The organism is Chloroflexota bacterium (genome assembly GCA_020161265.1).
Taxonomy (GTDB): domain Bacteria; phylum Chloroflexota; class Chloroflexia; order Chloroflexales; family Herpetosiphonaceae; genus Herpetosiphon.
In genome coordinates, this window is sequence record JAIUOC010000007.1 from 74097 (window position 1) to 92351 (window position 18255).

The window sequence follows — 18255 nt, forward strand, 5'->3', positions numbered from 1 at the left end:
AGACAGTTCCTTTCCGCGCTACTGTGTTCATTATATCACAATGTAACAGCAAATTTCAGGTTGATGCAATCCATTTTAGGTCTGTGTAGTACAAGCACTAAAACTTCAAGCAACAACAAACAAGGGTAGTCGCGAACAACTACCCAACACTATATCACCAATATTAATCGCGGTTATGCCAGCGGGCTTTGGCTCGATCATAGAGCCAGTGCAAGTAGCGCGTACTTTCGCGGGCCAAGCCCAATACATTGCCTGAGCGCAATAGCTTAACGGCCTTGGTTGCTCGCTCTGGAAAGCTTTTCTTGGGAACATACGCCGCGTGCAAGCGTTCGGCAAAGGCACTCAATTGGAGATATTCAGCCTGCATCAAGGCTTGTTGCGCCGCTAGATAGGCCGCTTCAGGCTGTGGCTCAGGATCGCGCTGGTCTTCATAGGCAACCGCATAGGCACTACGATAACAGAGTCGCCCGACTTGCGGCATACCGTTATAGCTCAACGATCCGCCAGGTGTAGTTTGAAAATCGAAGCGTAAGCCAGGTGCTTGGTCGCAACTCAAAACAGCATGGAGCGCCTGATTGCGGCTTGCTGGCAAGGGGGCAAATTCAAAACTCAACCAGCCATCGCCATACTGGGCCTGCTTGCTATCAACCATTGATTGATCGGGGTTGAGCAAGGCATCATAAATTTGCAAGCGAATTGGCTGCTGCGGCGCTTGCGCCAAGGGAATTTCCCAGCGACATAAACCATCGTGCTGGGCGACAAAACGTTGCCCAACTTGAAAACTGGCGCTTAATGCTGGAGTAACGCCATCGCCAAAGGGATGTTCACTGTCGGGCATGGTTTGGAGTATATCTAGCGATTGCACAGCACTACCAACAATCTGCCCTAATGCTTGCTCAACATCGCGGGCTGAGCGCTCCCAACTCAAGGTTTTGGCATGCGCCAAGGCTGCATTGACCAAGCGTTGGCGTAAGGCATGATCATTCAATACTTGCAATAAGGCCTTAGCCACGGCGGCGGGTTCAGCTTGGGCTAGCAGCCCAGTTTTACCATGATCAACCAAAAAGTGATTCGGCGCTAAATCCAAATCGATAACTGGGCAGCCAGTTGCCATCATCTCCGGTGGCATCAGCGAAGGATTGGTTGAAGAAATAACCAGGCCAGCGGTTGCTGATGCATACAACTCGGCTAGCTCATCGGGCGTTAGAATGCCCTTGTCGGTAAATTCAAACGGTGTCCAATAATGTTTCAGCCCTTTATCGCCAAACAACACAATTTCGACATCGGGCCGTTGCTCTTTAACCAAGGCCAACGCTTTAATTCCTAGGTCAAAACAACGGCGGGGTGTTGATGGTCGAGCATAGAAAATCACTCGCGGTTTTTTGCTAGCTAATTCAGGCCGAGGATAGTAGCGCTCATGCTCGACCGCAAAATCAAAGGGATAAGTTGTGGCTTGATATTGCTCGTGGAGATGTTTTGCCAACCAATGGCCCAACGTAATACACGGCCAACCCTGTTTGTAGGTTGCCTCAGCTCGCAACCAATCGTCACCCATTGCATAGAAAAATGGCTCGAAATCTTGCACAAAATAGGCGCGACGAATCGCAGGATCGCAGCGTTCAAAGCCACGGGTTGTGCCCCACTGCGTCGCCAACACCACATCATAGCCGCTAATTCGCTCAGGCCAGAAATAGATTTTGGCATGGACTACGCCAAAAAAACGCTGAATATAGCGCTCTGGCCGATCAACCGAGTCGGTTGGATACAGATCAGGATTCATGAAAATAACATTTTCATGGCCAAATGTGGCTAATAAATTAATAATGCGAAAAATATTGGCATAGCCACCAGAGCCAACAATGGGGGCCGATAACAGCCAAGCAATCCGCAGACGTGGCGGTTGGGAAGATTGCATAAATATTGCTTATCCTTTGCGTGCTAGCACTCGTTGAAATAGCTGATTTAGGCGATTGCTTAGGCGCATCACACGCCCATTGGCAACTCGTTGAATATGCTGTTCCAACCCTTGGGCATAGTCTTTGGTTTGATTATAGAGCGTGGTTAGGGCTTGAATTTCATCCTTCAAGCGTTGAATATCGCTATTGGCAGCATTCAATTGATCAACAATTACATTGTTGGCACTACCACGGGCCGGACGCGGCTGATACTGCGCTCGAATCGTTTGCAAGACCTTGAATAATTCTTGGCTACGAGCTTGCGGCGTATAGCGAGCATGGACATCGACAAGTGCAGCCTCGCCTAGCTCGCGACGCAGTTCAGGGTTAGTCACCAATGCAGTCAACGCCGCAACCCATTCTTGGTGGTTGGCCGCCAACATGCCATTTACGCCATGGGTAATCGCTACCTGAAAAGCTTCAATCGGCGAGGCCACCAATGGCACACCCACCAAGCCCGCTTCCATATATTTGACTTCGCTTTTGGATTGACAAAAGGGATTATCAAGCTCTAACGGAGCTAGGGCAAAATCGACTGCGGCAATTTCGCCAGCGAGTTCAGGCAGTGGTACAAGCCCACGCCGTTCAACCCGATCAAGCACCGAATCAAAGGCCGACGATAATTCTAGCAAGCCAACAATCCGCAAACGCACATGGGGATATTGCTGCAAAATCTGCAAGATAGCAGCTTCAGCTTGCAGAAAATCGCTGTTATGGGTAGCAGTGCCACTAAAATAGCCAATAGTCACTGGATCGGTTGCTGCGGGCAGGGGTTGAGCACGGCGTTGAGCGGCAAAAGGTTGTGCATGATCAAGCTGTTGCTGACTCAAGGCGTTGCGCACAACATAGGCTGGCAAGCCGAAAATTCGCACCTGCTCAGCTAATGGCTCAGTTGAGACAATCACTGCATCACACATCAACATTGTGCGGCGATAACGCTCGACTCCATCGCGATACAGCGCCACATCTTCAGCCGGCCAATCTTTGATCGCATCAACATAGCTCAGCAAATCTGGCCGAAACACCAAATCATCGGTATCGAAGATCACTGGGTGTTGCAGCGCTTGATGCGAGTAAATTAATTCCTCGATCATCGGGTCATGCGCTACCCGATGCAAAATCAGCAAATCATAACGTAACGCCTTAGCAATTTCCATTGGGTCAACATAGAGGCTGGTAACTTCGCTCTGGATCGTATACCAATGCAATTGTTCTTGGCGATGGCGACAACGATAATTTCCAGCATTGCCAACATCACAGCCAGTAACCATATGCACTTGTTGATCAATCAACCCAAGTTCAGCTTCAAATTGCTTGGTCAATTGGGCATAATCAAGCTGTGCATGAGGCTGTTGGAACTGGCTAAGAATCTCATGCAGACTGGTTTCATAGCCAGCGGCGGCGGTAGCAACCGTATATTTAGCGCAAACATGGGCATAGGCTGCTTGACCAATCTGCTCACGCAAGGCTGAATCTTGCAGCAATTGGATTAAATGAGTTTGCCATTGCTCAAGTGTTTGGGCCAAAAAGCCATTCTGGCCATGCTCAATCGCCTGGGCAAAGGCCGGAATTGGCGTAGCCACCATCGGCAAACGCAAGGCCGCTGCTTCGAGATATTTAAGTTCGCTGCGGCAACGCGTAAATTGATTCTCATAATCGAGCGGTGCAATCACAATATCCGCTTGGGCCATAATATTTGGCAGCTCGGCCAAAGGCACAAACGGCGCAAACTGAACTTGATCAGCAACCAGTTTGAGCGCATCAGGCAGGTCAATATGCCCACCCAACAATAAACGCGCTTGGGGATATTGCTGGAGCACCGTTACCAGCGCTGGCGCAATCAAGGCCAAATCGGCATTATGCGAAAACGTGCCACTGAAATAGCCAATCGTTAGCTGATTATGAGTTGTACGGGCACGATAGGCTCGTTCGCACCAGGCTAACCAATCATCACCGATGACATTGCGCTGGACCCAAACAGGCTTGCCCAACGCTGTCGCGGCCTCGGCTAGAGCGCTCGTGCTGACGGTTGCCGCCACACATTGCTCAAAGACTGGCGCATTACCAAGCGCATAGGCTCGCCAACGTTGGCGCTCAAAGCCTTGGTTTTGGGCCACAATCGGCATTGCATCAACCAAACTTGGGTCAAAAAGCAGATCATCGGTTTCATAAACCAACGGTCGCCCAGCAGCGGCTTGGCGCACAAATTGCCAAAAATGGCTTTGCTGTGGACGATGAATAATCACCAGATCGGCTTCGGCAATCGCGGCGATAACCGCAGGATCGGTTTGCCAAAATAAGCTGGCCGTATGCCCACGCTGTTGCAAGAGCGCAATCGCATGCTCACAACGGTAGCGCTGGGTTTCGCCGCCACAGCCACTCCAAAAAACCACATTTAATTGAGTCATCGGCGAATTCCCTTCAACAAGCGCGATAAACCTCGCGAAAGTCGCTCGATCGGCGAGGCCGCAAATTGTTGTTGCAAGGTTGTATGTTGCCAATGCAGCTGGTCAAGTTGGGCTTGCACGCCACGTTTTTCGGCCTCAAGCTGCGCCGCTAACACCGAGGCATCAAGCAAACGCCGCTGAAGATCGCGATGCTCAGCTTGTAAGTCAGCAATATCTTGATCAAAGTGTTGCACATTAATCAGCCAATCTAATTTCTCGATTTGCAAGCCATGTTCAGCTTTTAAATCAAGCAACTTCTGATCAAGTGTGCGTTGATAGAGCACCGTATCATAAGCTGTGCTGGTCAGGATTGGTAAAACCATACTTAATAAATCGCTAGCAGGATCGGTTGGCGTTGCCTGTAGCGATCGCTCAACCAAGGCTTGCAGGCTTGGGTCAAGCTGACCAGCAGTAGCAATTAAATAGATGCGGCGATAGCCAGGCCCACGTTGGTCGTATGCATAAAAGCGCTGATTATAGAGTGCATCGAAATTGGCATGCATTGCGTCGCGTTGGTCTTGACGAAACAACAAATGCTTCAAGACCATCAATAATTGCCAATGCGGCAAATAGCCACTTTCAAAAGCCAAATAATCGAGCTGTTCGGCCTGAAGCCAAGCCTCAACCAAGGTCGATTGGGGCAAACCATATTGAACATGCTCATTCAACATTGAATTGTGCATCTGCAATTGGCCAAGATAATCGCGCAACATAGCCTCAGATGTGGCAACATTGGTGAGTGCGTGGGGTGCGGCTAAAAAAACCGCCCGACTGGCAACCCGCCGCAACTCAGCCAAAAAGCTATTGCGGCCCTCAAGTGGAATATGTTCAAGCGTATCGCAACTCAATACAATATCAAACGACTGATCATCAAAGGGTAATTGCGTACCATCAGCTCGCTGATAGCCCACGCCTTCATAGTCGGCGGTATCAACCACCAAGGTTTGATCATCAGGAAAAAAGGCTTGAAGTGGCATCATGCCATTGCGTGGCGGAAAAAAACCGCCAACATCAAGAATGCGCCAACGCTGATCGCTGGCCCCAGCAGCCTGTTTTAGCAAAAAAATCGCCTCAGCACTGACACGATAACGCTGATATTGATCAAAGGGCATCGCGAGCAGCTCATCGGAAATCCAATGCTCAAGCACAGGAATCATCGTCATTGCAACCCTTTCCAAAGTACACCTACAAAATGCGAATTATAGCATACTCTTCGTAGATCGCTAGTTGTGACACTTCAAAAATCTAGCTAGCTACGATTAATTGATATAGTTATTTTTATAATTCTATTTATCATATGCAGATATTTCTTATATGTACGATTAAATTATATTATTCTCAATTAAGCGATTAATAAAAAATTTATAACCAAAAAGACTAATTATCTCAGATTAACAACCAAAAACCGCAGGAATACTGCGGTTTTGAATAATTTGAAATTCAATTTAAAGAATAGATGATTAGTTGAATGGTGATTGAATTGCTGTATAAGAATAATAAAATAATTATATCAATCAAATAATCATCTAAAAATTCCTACAATCGCTTGAATATTTAATTTTCTAGCCGATCGCAAAGTTGAGCCTCATACAGCGAATTGGGCACTAAGCTGCCGCTGCGAATATCGGCAAAACCACCAGATCCGGGGAAGGGATATGAGGTGCTACGCGTGCCAGCTTGGGAGATAACATAGTTTTGGCCAGTTGGCGGCTTTTGCACCATCATCGTGCGATTGTAGTTCCAGATGACTGAATGCACATTGCCCCAGCCATGCGATGTGCCATAATCACCACGATTGATCAGCTTGATATTGCTGGCGGCACTGGCATTAATTGTATCGAACAACAGACCTTGGCTCCATTGGCGATGGCCTTCGCTATCTGAGCCGCCGCCTTCAGTCGAGCGATGCCAAACAATCCCCGATGTGGTTTGAGTTCCATTGGAAATAAAGTTGTGGCGGCCACCAGTCGCATGAACCCGCGTAAACAACACAAGTTGGCTATTCGATTCGGCATCGAAGTTGTAAAAACGGCCACCAGTCCGAATGCCAACTGGATCAAGTGCCTGCACATCGTCAACCGTGATGCGAATTGCGCCTTGAGTAAACACCCCAGCATGGCCAAAGTGCAAGACTGTCGCATTTTTGACCCAGCTATTTTCTGCCCCGACAATCCCAATTGCATCCCAAACGTGGTTCTCATCCTCGCCGCCAGCGGTCTGAATATCAACGCGCAGGTTTTCAACTCCAGCATTGGCGATGATATTGCGGCTAGCAACCGGAGCAACCGTCGCTTGGCTCAATGCCCGATCCAAATGATTGAAAATTGGAGCATCAAGCGTCAGGGTTGTACCAGCAATCTTGGTTACTCGGCGAGTCCAAGTCATATCCAAAGCACCGACCGCCCACCAAGCGTCACTAACCACTCCGCCACCATTGACCGCGTTGATCCATGCTTGTGATGATGGATGGCGCACAATCACTTCTTGGCCAACCGTAAAACGGCTGGGATCAGCAACGTTCAGGCTTTTGCTGCCAACTTGCACAAATTGGTCGGTCACGTTGGTAGCGGAGCCAGCTGTCCATGGAGTTGAATCGCCATTGCCCACCACGATCAACATTCGTTGATGGGGCGTGTTGCCAACTCCTAGCAAAATTGTTGAGTTGCTAGCATCGCTGCCATCGCCACTGCCACGCAGCACCACACCACTTTTGTTGATGCGCAAGGTTCCGTTGATGTTGTAGCGGCCAGGTGCAAGCAACAATGCTCCGCGCAAACCATTGGCATCGGGCGTGCGATTGCCAATCGCATCGAGCGCCTGTTGAATGCGGGCGGTATTATCGCCACTAATCGGGCTAAGAGTTTGGACAACCGCCAGATTTGGCAGTGGCCGTTGGCCTGAATAATAGCCAGCATAGCTAAAATCGGGAATTCGGTTTTGGGCACTATCGCTGGTATATTGCAAACGCCCATTGTTATAGCTGACCACCGATGATTGCCAACTGCCTGCCACGATTGCTGGTGGATAGTTGGCACAGAAAGCCGGGGTATAGCCTGTTGGCGTTGGCGTTGCGGTTGGCACTGGAGTTGCGGTTGGCCGTGGTGTTGGCGTTGCGGTTGGCAGCGGCGTTGGCGTTGCAGGGAGATTCAGGCTGATATTGCAAAGATTAAGTGAGCCAGCAGCTCCTGTACCACCAACTACCGTTGCCAAGGTGTTTAAATTGCTCACATTGGCTTGTTCGCTGCGAAAAGCAAAATTACTGGCGATCAAAATTTCGCTAGCAGCCTGCGGCGTAACATAAACGCTGTAAGTATGCGATGCAAGATTGATAGCGATCCGAAAACGATAGCGCGTATTAGCGCTATAGGCCACATTTGTAGCAGCAGCATAAGTTCCGCCGTTACGGGCATCGATTGAGCCAGTTGGATTAAAACGCACAGCGATTGCCAAACCCGTGTAATCCGTTGGTATAGCATTGGCCAAGCCAATTACCGCATTGGTGGGGCTAGCGCTCGGCGTTGCCTCAAAGGTTAGGCTAAAATTCCCAGTTTGGTTACTTAAACTGCGGCTTTGCCAACCTGCGCCCGCCGCTGGATTTAAACAGCCAGCCGTTGGCGTTGCAGTTGCAGTTGGTGGAACATTTGTGGCAGGTGGTGCGGTTGGCGGAATGCTGGTTGCGGGAATTGCCGTAGGACTTTGGGTTGCATTAACCTGCTTCCAGAGCGCGGGCGTGGTAGCTGGCTCCCAACCAACTAAGGCTGTATGGGCTTGTAAACACTCATAGATCGTGCCATTGTAACTAACTTGGCTACCAACTGCATAGACCGTATTGGCGGCCCATGGGTTTGGTGCGGCGTGGGTGGGCTGGTCGAATAAAAAACTTCCAATTAAACTCAAAACAAGCATCAATGAAAAAAAGCGTTGCATAACGACTCCCAACAATAGATTAAGATCATTAACTTATTTCAGTGAATTTATAAAGCACAGCCTAGTCCTTTGTCAAGCACAAATATTAATAAAAAGTTTAAATAAATCCTAAGCACTAAAATAATCAAAAAATAGCCTAAAAGAACTAGCTACTAATCTTGTAATCAGGACCAAAGTCCCTATACTAATAGCCCATCTAGCCTATTAGCTAGCTACCCGTTCAGGTCTAAGGAGACTACGCCTATTGTTCAAACAACGAAGTTAGGGATGCTGAACATTGTTGGAGGCAATTGAGTATGCCCCGATAGAACACCAGTGGGATCATACGGGTCATGTTGAATAGCCACTCAATCGGTTTCGAAATTATTTGATCAAGCCTGTGAGGTGACTTGATTCTAGGTTCGGCGAGGTATTGTTGATGCGTTTTTTACGATGGACGGGGATCGTTGGCGTTGGTTTGGCGCTGAGTTGGCAAGCGGCCTATGGTACACTTAATCAGCCGCAGGCCTTGGCAACAACGATTACGGTAACGACCTTAGCTGACGATTCGGTTCCGAATAATGGAACCTGTTCCTTACGCGAGGCGACCCAGGCGGCCAGCAGCGATCTGGCAGTTGATGCTTGTCCGGCTGGCTCAGCTAGCGATATCATTCAACTTGCTGCTGGTGTATACCGCTTAAATGTTTCCAGCCAAGTCAGCTTTGAATTTGGCGATCTCGAGCTGAATGGCACGATTCAAATCGTTGGAGTTGATTCAGCTGCTACAGTTATCGATGCTAATCGGGCCTATCGCGCCTTAAATATTGTGGGTGGCAATGTCACCCTGCGCAATCTGCATATCCGCCATGGCTTTATGCCTGGAGTTGAAGATGGTGATCCGGTCTATGGCCATGGAATTTTGCATCAAGCAGGCTCCTTGACAATCGACAGCAGCCTGATTCGCGCCAATGGGATCATTACCAATCCCAATAATTTTGGCTACGATAATTATGGTGGTGGGATCACCTCGATGAGTGGCTATCTGACGATTACCAACAGTATATTTGAAGAAAATCGCGTGCGCGATGTTTATATGGGTGGAACTGGCACTGGCGGCAGTCTCTATATTGATACAAGCCATGTGAGCATTCGCAATTCGACCTTCCGTGGCTCAAGTGCTCGTGGTGGTTCAGCAATCTACAATAATAGTGGTCGTTTAGTCATCAATAATTCCCACATTATCGGTCAGCTTGGCCAAGGTGATTACTCTGCGGCGATTAGCATTGGCTCTGGGCAACTGGTGATCGACAATAGTAGCTTTACAGCGAATAATCCAAGCGCAATCCGCATTGGCAGCGGCTCGGCTACGATTAGCAACAGTGTTTTTAGTAGTAACGGCGGCGGTGGCTCGTTCTACTGCTCATATGGTGGGGCAATCTCAAGCTATGGTCGCTTAGCCATTAGCAACTCACGTTTCGTCGATAACTGGGCCAATGAAGCTGGAGCAATTGGAGTAGTTACCGGAACAGTTACCATCGATCATAGCGAATTTAGCGAAAATTATACCCACATAACCGGAACTGGCCGTGATGAATGTCGTGGGCATGGCGGGGCAATTCGCACTGGCTATGGTGGCAAGGTAAGCATTGATACCAGCACTTTTGCCTATAACGAAGCCGATGGCTATGCTGCGGCGATTTATCACGGATATAACTCCAATCCCTTGATCATCAGCAACTCAACGATTGTCTCCAACACCAACCGCTTACTCCACCCCGATGGCGGAAACGCTATGGAAGATGATGGTCCAGGCATTAGCGTGCTGAGCGCCGAGGCTCGGCTGTTTAACACGATTTTGGCGGGTAATCGTAATTCGGTTACCAATCTCGAACGCGATTGTTCAGGCACGATCACCAGCCAAGGCTACAATTTGATTGAGCATGTCGATTCGATGTGTAATCTGAGCCAAACAACTAGCGATCAAATTGGGGTTGATCCACAGGTTGCGATCTTTGATGTTCATGATGGTTTCACCCGCAGTTTTAGCCTGGCTGCCGATAGCCCGGCGATCGATGCTGGCCCTAGCGAATGTGGCCAAACCGATCAGCGTTATTATCAACGGCCTGTCGATGGCAATGACGATAATCAAGCAGTCTGCGATATCGGCGCATTTGAGTTTGGTGCAATTAGCAATGTTCGATTTAACTCAATTTATCTGCCAATCGCAATTAAATAATTAAAACTCTGTTTAACTCAAATGACAGATGGATCTACGATCTATCTGTCATTTCTTTTTAGGCTCAAGCTCTTTGCACCTAGATCTCAGCCGCTAATGGTGCTATAAATGAACTCATTCCCAAGGTCGTACCATCTAGATAGTTCAGGTCTCAAGCCTCGCGTCGCCGTGAACGAGGGATAAGGGTGAAGAACCATGGCAGCATTTTATTCAAAGGAGCCAGAATCATGATTCGTAAACGCTATCTTATGCTAATCGCCCTCGTTTTAGCCAGCACATGGCTGCTACCGGTTGCGGCCCAAGATCAAACCAACCAGCAACCATCAGCAGTTTTAGCACCTTCAGGCGAAACAATTACCTACCAAGGCATGTTGCGCGAAAGTGGCAGCCTTGCGAATGGTATCTTTGATTTTCAATTTACCTTGTACACTGCCTTAACAGGTGGAACATCCTTAGGCGTAGTCACCCAAAATGATTTGAATGTTAGCAATGGGTTGTTTACTACACAATTGACGTTTGGCGAAGGCTTATTTAATGGTGAAAGCCGTTGGATCGAGCTGGCAGTTAAGGCCGACGCTAGCGGCAGCTATACCACGCTCACCCCACGGCAACAAGTGACAGCCGCGCCCTTGGCTTTAGCCTTACCAGGCTTCTGGACGCGCCAAAATAGTACGAGCCCCAACTTAATTGGCGGCTACGAAGGCAATAGTATCAATACCAGCGCAGTTGGGATCATCATCAGTGGTGGGGGAACTTCGGGTAGCCTCAACAACGCTTACGATAACTATAGTGTCATCGGTGGGGGCGCTGGCAATAGCGTCGGCAGCAACGATGGCACAGTCACCAACGATGTCTATTCAACGATCGGCGGCGGGATTAACAATACCGCTAGCCAAGAATATATTGTCATTGGCGGCGGCCAAACCAACAACGTCAGCGGCGCTTGGTCAACCATCGGCGGCGGGATCAACAACGTTATCAATAATAGTCGCTATAGCGTGATTGCTGGGGGTGGCGGCACAACTGGCAATACAATTTACGACGATTATGGCACCATCGCTGGTGGTAGCGAAAATATTGCAGGCTTAACTGGCGAGGCCGTGAGCCAAATGTATGCGACGGTTGGCGGTGGTCGGGCCAATGTTGCTAGCGATAACTATGCCATCGTCAGCGGTGGCCGCAGCAACACTGCCAGCGACGATTACTCAACAATTGCTGGCGGCTACAACAACAGCGCTGCTGCCCAATATGCCACGATCAGCGGCGGTGGCAATTCCAACAGTGCCCAAGCTAACCGTGTTTACGACGATTATGGCACCATCGGCGGTGGCACAAATAACGTAGCGGGCGTAACTGGCGATACAACTAGTCAGCAACACACTACAGTTGGCGGTGGCAGTGGTAATACCGCCAGCGAAGATGGTGCGACGGTTGCAGGCGGCAGTGGCAATAGCGCTAGCGCCAACTACACCACAGTTGCTGGTGGCACTACTAATGCCGCCAGTGGCGATACCAGCAGTATCGGCGGCGGCCAACTGAATGCAGCCAGCGGTAGCTACGCAGTCATTGCTGGTGGACGTGGCAATACTGCTTCTGCGATGATTGCAGGAGTTGGTGGTGGCCAATCGAATCAAGCCACCAACTCTGGCGCCTATGTCGGTGGCGGCCAAACCAATACAGCGACTGGTCAATATTCAGTCGTCGCTGGTGGTGTCAATAACGATGCCACTAATACGTATTCCTCGGTTGTGGGCGGTATCAATAACCAAGCAGCAGGCGCAGGTACATTTGTTGGTGGCGGTCAAAATAATAATGCCAACAGCACTTTATCAGCAATTCTGGGTGGTAGCGGCAATACAACCTTGGGCGACTATAGCATTGCTGCGGGCGAAAACGCCGTCGCCGCTCACGCTGGGAGTTTTGTCTGGGCAGGCCAACAAGCCAACAAGGACGACAACATTTCGACAACCGCACCAGGCCAATTTATCGTGCGTGCGCCAGGTGGGGCCTGGTTTGGCAGCAGCACCAAGGTCGATATGCCTGATGGCGCAATTTTGGCAACCGAAAGTGGCGCTTTCCTGAGCAAAGGTGGCACATGGGCCAATTCATCAGATAAAAATCTCAAATCAAATTTCGCTGCAATCGATTCCCAAGCATTGCTCGATCAGCTTGCCAGTATTCCGGTACAAGCCTGGAGTTACAACAGCGAAGGCGCAGCAGTTCGCCATATTGGCCCAACCGCTCAAGATTTTTATGCCGCATTTGGTTTAGGCACTGATGATCGCCACATTGCCACGGTTGATGCTGATGGCGTGGCCCTCGCTGGGGTCCAAGGGTTATATAATTTAGCCACTGAACAAGCCCAATTACTCGATCAACAAGCTGAGCACATGGCGGCACTTGATGCACGGCTGACAGCCTTGGAACATGGCCAAACTACTCAAACCAGTCTCCCATGGCTGTGGTTGATCGCGATTGCCGCAGTTGCCTTGGGCTTGGGCTGGATGCTTGGTCGTCGCAGCAAGGGGCAACGCGCATGAAACGTCGTTTGCTCTGGTGGGCGATCCCATTGATCGCGCTTATGCTAGCAGTCCAGCTAGCCCAAGCTCAAACTGGCGGGGTTTTTAGCCTCGATTGGTCAACGATTGATAGCGGCGGTGGCAATAGCACTGGCGGCAATTTTGATCTGCATGGCTCGATTGGTCAGGCCGATGCTAGTGTTGCCCATACTGGTGGCAATTTTAAGCTTGAGGGCGGTTTTTGGTATGGCGTTTCGACGTTAACCCCAACGCCAACTAACACGCCGACGAACACACCAACCAATACACCAACTAACACGCCGACCAATACACCAACCAATACACCAACCAACACGCCAACTAACACGCCGACCAATACACCGACCAATACACCGACCAATACACCGACCGAAACTAGTACACCAACGGCAACCGCGACCAGTACACCAACGGCAACCAATACGCCGACCAATACACCAACGAACACACCGACCGAAACCAGCACGCCAACGGCAACCGCGACGGCGACCAATACACCAACCAATACGCCGAGCAACACACCGACGAACACACCGACGAACACACCGACCGTAACAGCAACGGCGACCAGCACGCCAACGACGACCAGCACGCCAACGAACACACCGACCAATACACCAACCAACACACCAACAGCGACGGCGACGAATCCGGTTCCTAGCTATACCGTTTATCTTCCGCAGACTACGCGAGGAGAAAGCTCGCTGCGCGCAAACAATCCACAGCGCTCGATCATTCAATCGATTTTGCAGCGCGGCTTCTTGGCGGCCAATTAAACCGTAAACAGCAGGGCATGGAATTAACTCCATGCCCTGCTACAATCAGCATCCATGATAATCCTGATCTACGTTTGCGTTTGCATCTGCTCCAATCAAGCACTGTTTGCTTTTAACCGCTGCTTTAACAAACCATCATCCTGTGCTTGTACCCTTGGGTGTATCCGAAAAAGCTTACAATCGGCTATACTTAGGCGCACACACCCACGGAACACCCATTCTTCCTCTTGCATGGCACAAGGAGACCACCAGTGGCCAATTCAGTTCCGAGCACAGATTCAGCTCATCCAGTCAATGATCGACGGGAGATCGCAGGTTGGCGGCTTTACGACTGGGCAAACTCAGGGTTTACCACCACCGTGATTGCCGCTTTATTTGGTCCATTTTTAGAGGCCCTGGCCAAAGAGGCAGTTGGCGATGGTGGCACAGTGCTAAGTTTAGGCATCTACAAAGTTACTGCCGAATCGCTCTACCCCGATGCAGTTTCTTTATCGGTGTTATTGCAATTTCTCTTTTTGCCCTTGCTAGGAGCGTTGGCCGACTACACTAATATCAAAAAGCAATTGTTGATGTTCTTTTGTTTGCTGGGTGCTGCCGCCACGACCATGCTCTTTATCGCCACACCAGCAACCTATCTCTTTGCGGCGCTAGCGTTTGTGGTTGCCAACCTCAGTTTTGGCGCTTCAATCGTTTTCTATAATGCCTTCCTCAACGAAATTACCACCGAAGATATGCGCGATAAGGTTTCGAGTCAAGGCTTTGCTTTTGGCTATATTGGCGGTGGGGTTTTGCTGGCGATCAACCTCGTACTAGTAGTGTTTGCCGAAAAATTTGGCCTGACGACCGCTATGGCTGTACGCATCTCCTTAGCTTCAGCAGGGTTGTGGTGGGGTATTTTCGGCTACTTCGGCATTCAACGGCTCAAAAATCGCGCTTCAGCTCGCAAGGTTCCGGCTGGCCAACATTATCTCACGGTTAGTGTGCGCGAACTCTGGAGTGCCTTTCGTGACCTTGGACGTTTGCGCCAAACCTTGCGCTTTTTGATTGGCTATCTGCTCTACAACGATGGCATTCAAACCGTGATTGGCATTTCATCAGTCTTTTTGGTCAACGAGCTATTTCTGGCCAAGGGCCAAACCTCGGACGATGCTCAATCGTTCTTGCTTGGTTTAGTATTGATGATTCAATTTGTGGCATTTGGCGGAGCCTTGGGCTTCGAACGAATTTCACGTAAAGTTGGCACCAAACGGGCGATTTTGATCTCGCTGTTTATCTGGACAGGCGTGATCGTTTATGCCTATGCCTTCTTAGATAGCGTGTTCCAAGCATGGTTTATGGGTGCGGCAATCGCTTTGGTGCTCGGCGGTTCGCAATCACTTTCCCGTGCTTTGTTCTCACGTATGATTCCCCATGGCCGCGAAGCTGCTTTCTATGGCATTTACGAAATTTCTGAGCGTGGCACATCGTGGATTGGGCCGTTTATTTTTGCGCGGGTAATCGCCGCCACTGGTTCGTATCGCCAAGCGATTCTTTCGTTGATTGCGCTGTTTGCAGGTGGGATTGTAATTCTGTTGCTTACCAACACTACCAAAGCCATTCACGATGCTGGCAATCAATTGCCGGAAGAAGCCGCTGCCAGCCATAGCTAAATTGGTTGAATAATCGAGGTAGCCAAGCATCAGCGATTGGTGCTTGGCTTTTTTGTGGATAGGAGTATCGTTTGACTGCCCGTGTGATTATTGCTGCCGCCCATAGTGGCAGCGGCAAAACCTTGTTAACTGCTGGCTTGCTTGGGGCGATTCGGCGGCTGGGACTCAATGTTCAGCCCTTTAAATGTGGACCCGATTATATCGATCCTAGCCATCATAGCTTAGTTGCCCAGCACCCGTGTCGCAATTTAGATGCCTGGTTATTTACGCCAGAGCAATTGCAACGCCATTTTTGCCAAATCGCTGCCCCCGCCGATCTGGCAATTATCGAGGGCGTGATGGGCTTGTTCGATGGCTATGGCGCACTCGATGATACTGGTAGTACCGCCCATATTGCCCGCTTATTGCAAGCACCCGTTATTTTAGTGGTCGATGCTGGTGGCATGGCCCGTAGCGCCGCCGCCGTAGTCGCAGGGTTTCAGCACTTCGATCCACAGGTGCAGATCGGCGGGGTGTTACTGAACAAGGTTGGCAGCGCACGCCATGCCGATTTATGTGCTACGGCGATTGAGCAGCACACCGGCATTAAATGCTTGGGCTATTTGCCCCGCCAAGCGCAATTCAACCTACCTGAACGCCATCTTGGTTTAGTTACTGCTGATTCTGCTAAGCAGACTATTTTGGAAACACTTGATGCGGTGGCGACGACGCTAAGCAGCACCTGCCAGCTTGAGCAATTAGTCAGTTTAGCCCAAAGTGCGCCGCCAATTCAGCTAGAGCCACTGCCAATAAGTTCAGTTGACTATGAACAGCGGCCAGTGATTGCGGTGGCCTACGATGCAGCATTTAGTTTCATCTACCCTGAGATGCAAGAATGTTTGCAGGCTGCCGGAGCCGAAATCGCCTTATTCAGCCCAATCGCCGATCAGCAATTGCCCGCCAATTGCGCCGGAATCATTTTGAGTGGCGGCTATCCTGAGTTGTATGCTGCTGAGTTAAGCGCCAATCAGGCCATGCTCGATGCATTACGTCAAGTTCACGCTGCAAATTTGCCGATTTATGCTGAATGTGGCGGGCTGATGTACTTGACCGAGGCGATTGTTGACCAATCAGACCAGCGTTGGCCGATGGTAGGTTTATTGCCAGGCAGCAGCCAGATGCACCAAAAAGTCAGTTTGGGTTATCGCACGATCAGCGTTTACAATGATAATCCCTTGTTCAGTGCCAACAGCCAAGTACGCGGCCATGAATTTCACTATTCGCGCTGGGAAAACCCTGAGCCAGCCACAGCCGCCTATCGCATAATTGCGCCCGATGGCACGGCTCAGCAATTCGAGGGCTATCAAGCAGACAATTTGCTGGCAAGTTATATTCATCTGCATTGGCTGGCTAATCCAAGTATGGCTCAACGGTTCGTTGCAGCCTGCCGCCAAACCATCGATTAAACCAATAATCAACCCCGCTCATACCAAAGCATGAACGGGGTCGGAACTTGAACTTAAATTTGGTAGGCAAGATCCTTGATTTGGGTCAGGCTGGCATCCTGCAACCGCCCAGCCAAGTGCCGTTCACGAATATGGCAGGCCACGCCAACCAAGTGGCTGGCTCGCATAATTTGGTCGCCAAGTTTAATTCGATAGGGTAATGGCGGTGGACGATCAGCAAAATCAACCAGCTCATCAATTAAACCATCATGGAATGGCCATGGATAGGGATCGTTAGGATCTGGTGGTGGCCGATCGACGATATCATGCTCAAGCCAACCTGTTAGTGTACCAGCATAGGCCGACATCTGATTGGCCAGATCGTGGATGGTTGCGCGAATGCTATCACGCCGATAGCTGGCTTGTTCGATATCGCTATAGCGCTCGGCAACCGCCAATTGAATTAACCCGCGTTGCACATTCACCGCCAACTCGCGTAAATCGCAGGGCGGAATCGGAATCGGTGGTACAGGCCAATCACGGTCGTGCAAATGCAGCCAATTGGGCTGGGGATACGGCCACCACCACGGGCAAATATCATCGTCATCGGGGAATAAGCCTGCTAGACTTGGCACATTGATCAGCCGCTGGAACTGCGTTTGCATTTCAACCAAGGCCAAATGTTGGCTCAACTCGGCAAATTCGAGCTGTTGCGAATAAAACGCTACCGTATAGCCGTCAAGGCTGCGTATAATATCCAAGACCAGTTGGCCAGCTTCGGGGATCGATTCATTGCCGAGTTGGCTGCGATAACGCCGAACACGTCGTTTGGGCCACCACCATGGCCGCGTCGGCAAACTCTCTTCGGGGTTTGGCCGATAGCTCACCAGATCGATCGTGCCAAGCCCGATTAGTTCTTGCAAATTCGACTCAAAATCTTTGAGGCCAATCTCGTAGACTTCGGCACTAAATGCGGGATCAGCGATCTGCGAACTCATCGTTAGCATGGTCAGTGAGCGCAAACAGCGAATACTGATTTTGGCACTTGGTGGCAATTCCATCACGTTGGTTGCAGTTAAGCTCGCATTGGGAGCACTCGCCGGAGCCGCTGCGGCCTGCCCGGGTTTGCCCAACACGCTGCTGGCTGCAACCGCCGCCAAGCCGCTCGTCGCTAAAAACTTTCGCCGTGAATGTGGTTTGTTCAGTCCATCCATCACACAACTCCTGTTGGTTGATTCGATGGCGCTAGCTTAGCCCAACATATTGCTTAAAACTTGACATTTTCTACCAACCTATTGAAGGCT

At 50.1% G+C, this 18255-nt stretch carries 10 protein-coding genes; 5 read left to right on the forward strand and 5 right to left on the reverse strand.

Annotated elements, in window-relative coordinates; all coding sequences use genetic code 11:
• Positions 1-163 precede the first annotated feature (163 nt).
• The 4 genes from LCH85_16510 to LCH85_16525 form a co-directional block, all read right to left on the reverse strand.
• Complete coding sequence (locus LCH85_16510; protein ID MCA0353595.1) at positions 164-1915, reverse strand: glycosyltransferase family 4 protein; 1752 nt, start codon at positions 1913-1915, stop codon at positions 164-166.
• A gap of 9 nt (positions 1916-1924) precedes the next feature.
• Entirely contained in the window at positions 1925-4363 is a 2439-nt protein-coding gene (locus LCH85_16515; GenBank protein MCA0353596.1) for a glycosyltransferase family 4 protein, read from the reverse strand.
• Positions 4360-5565, reverse strand: coding sequence for a methyltransferase domain-containing protein (locus LCH85_16520; protein MCA0353597.1), 1206 nt, complete (start codon positions 5563-5565; stop codon positions 4360-4362). Before LCH85_16520 ends, LCH85_16515 begins: the two co-directional genes overlap by 4 nt.
• A gap of 391 nt (positions 5566-5956) precedes the next feature.
• Positions 5957-8329 (reverse strand): hypothetical protein, encoded by a 2373-nt coding sequence (locus tag LCH85_16525; GenBank protein ID MCA0353598.1) that lies wholly within the window; start codon positions 8327-8329, stop codon positions 5957-5959.
• A gap of 418 nt (positions 8330-8747) precedes the next feature.
• Here LCH85_16525 and LCH85_16530 point away from each other — a divergent pair, with 418 nt between their 5' ends.
• From LCH85_16530 to LCH85_16550, 5 genes are all read left to right on the forward strand, one after another.
• Positions 8748-10544 carry a CSLREA domain-containing protein gene (locus tag LCH85_16530; GenBank protein ID MCA0353599.1) on the forward strand — a complete coding sequence of 599 codons (1797 nt, stop codon included), beginning with the start codon at positions 8748-8750 and terminating at the stop codon, positions 10542-10544.
• Positions 10545-10771: 227 nt separating this feature from the next.
• Positions 10772-13084 carry a tail fiber domain-containing protein gene (locus LCH85_16535; protein MCA0353600.1) on the forward strand — a complete coding sequence of 771 codons (2313 nt, stop codon included), beginning with the start codon at positions 10772-10774 and terminating at the stop codon, positions 13082-13084.
• On the forward strand, positions 13081-13878 hold the full coding sequence (locus LCH85_16540) for a hypothetical protein (GenBank protein MCA0353601.1): 798 nt from the start codon (positions 13081-13083) through the stop codon (positions 13876-13878). The genes LCH85_16535 and LCH85_16540 overlap by 4 nt, the downstream gene beginning before the upstream one ends.
• Before the next feature lie 251 nt (positions 13879-14129).
• Positions 14130-15527, forward strand: coding sequence for an MFS transporter (locus LCH85_16545; protein ID MCA0353602.1), 1398 nt, complete (start codon positions 14130-14132; stop codon positions 15525-15527).
• Between the two features lie 71 nt (positions 15528-15598).
• A complete protein-coding gene (locus LCH85_16550; protein MCA0353603.1) occupies positions 15599-16972 on the forward strand; it encodes a cobyrinate a,c-diamide synthase in 1374 nt (457 codons plus the stop codon).
• Between the two features lie 53 nt (positions 16973-17025).
• On the opposite strand, the gene LCH85_16555 is transcribed toward LCH85_16550, so the two are convergent.
• On the reverse strand, positions 17026-18165 hold the full coding sequence (locus LCH85_16555; GenBank protein MCA0353604.1) for a hypothetical protein: 1140 nt from the start codon (positions 18163-18165) through the stop codon (positions 17026-17028).
• Between the last annotated feature and the right edge of the window lie 90 nt (positions 18166-18255).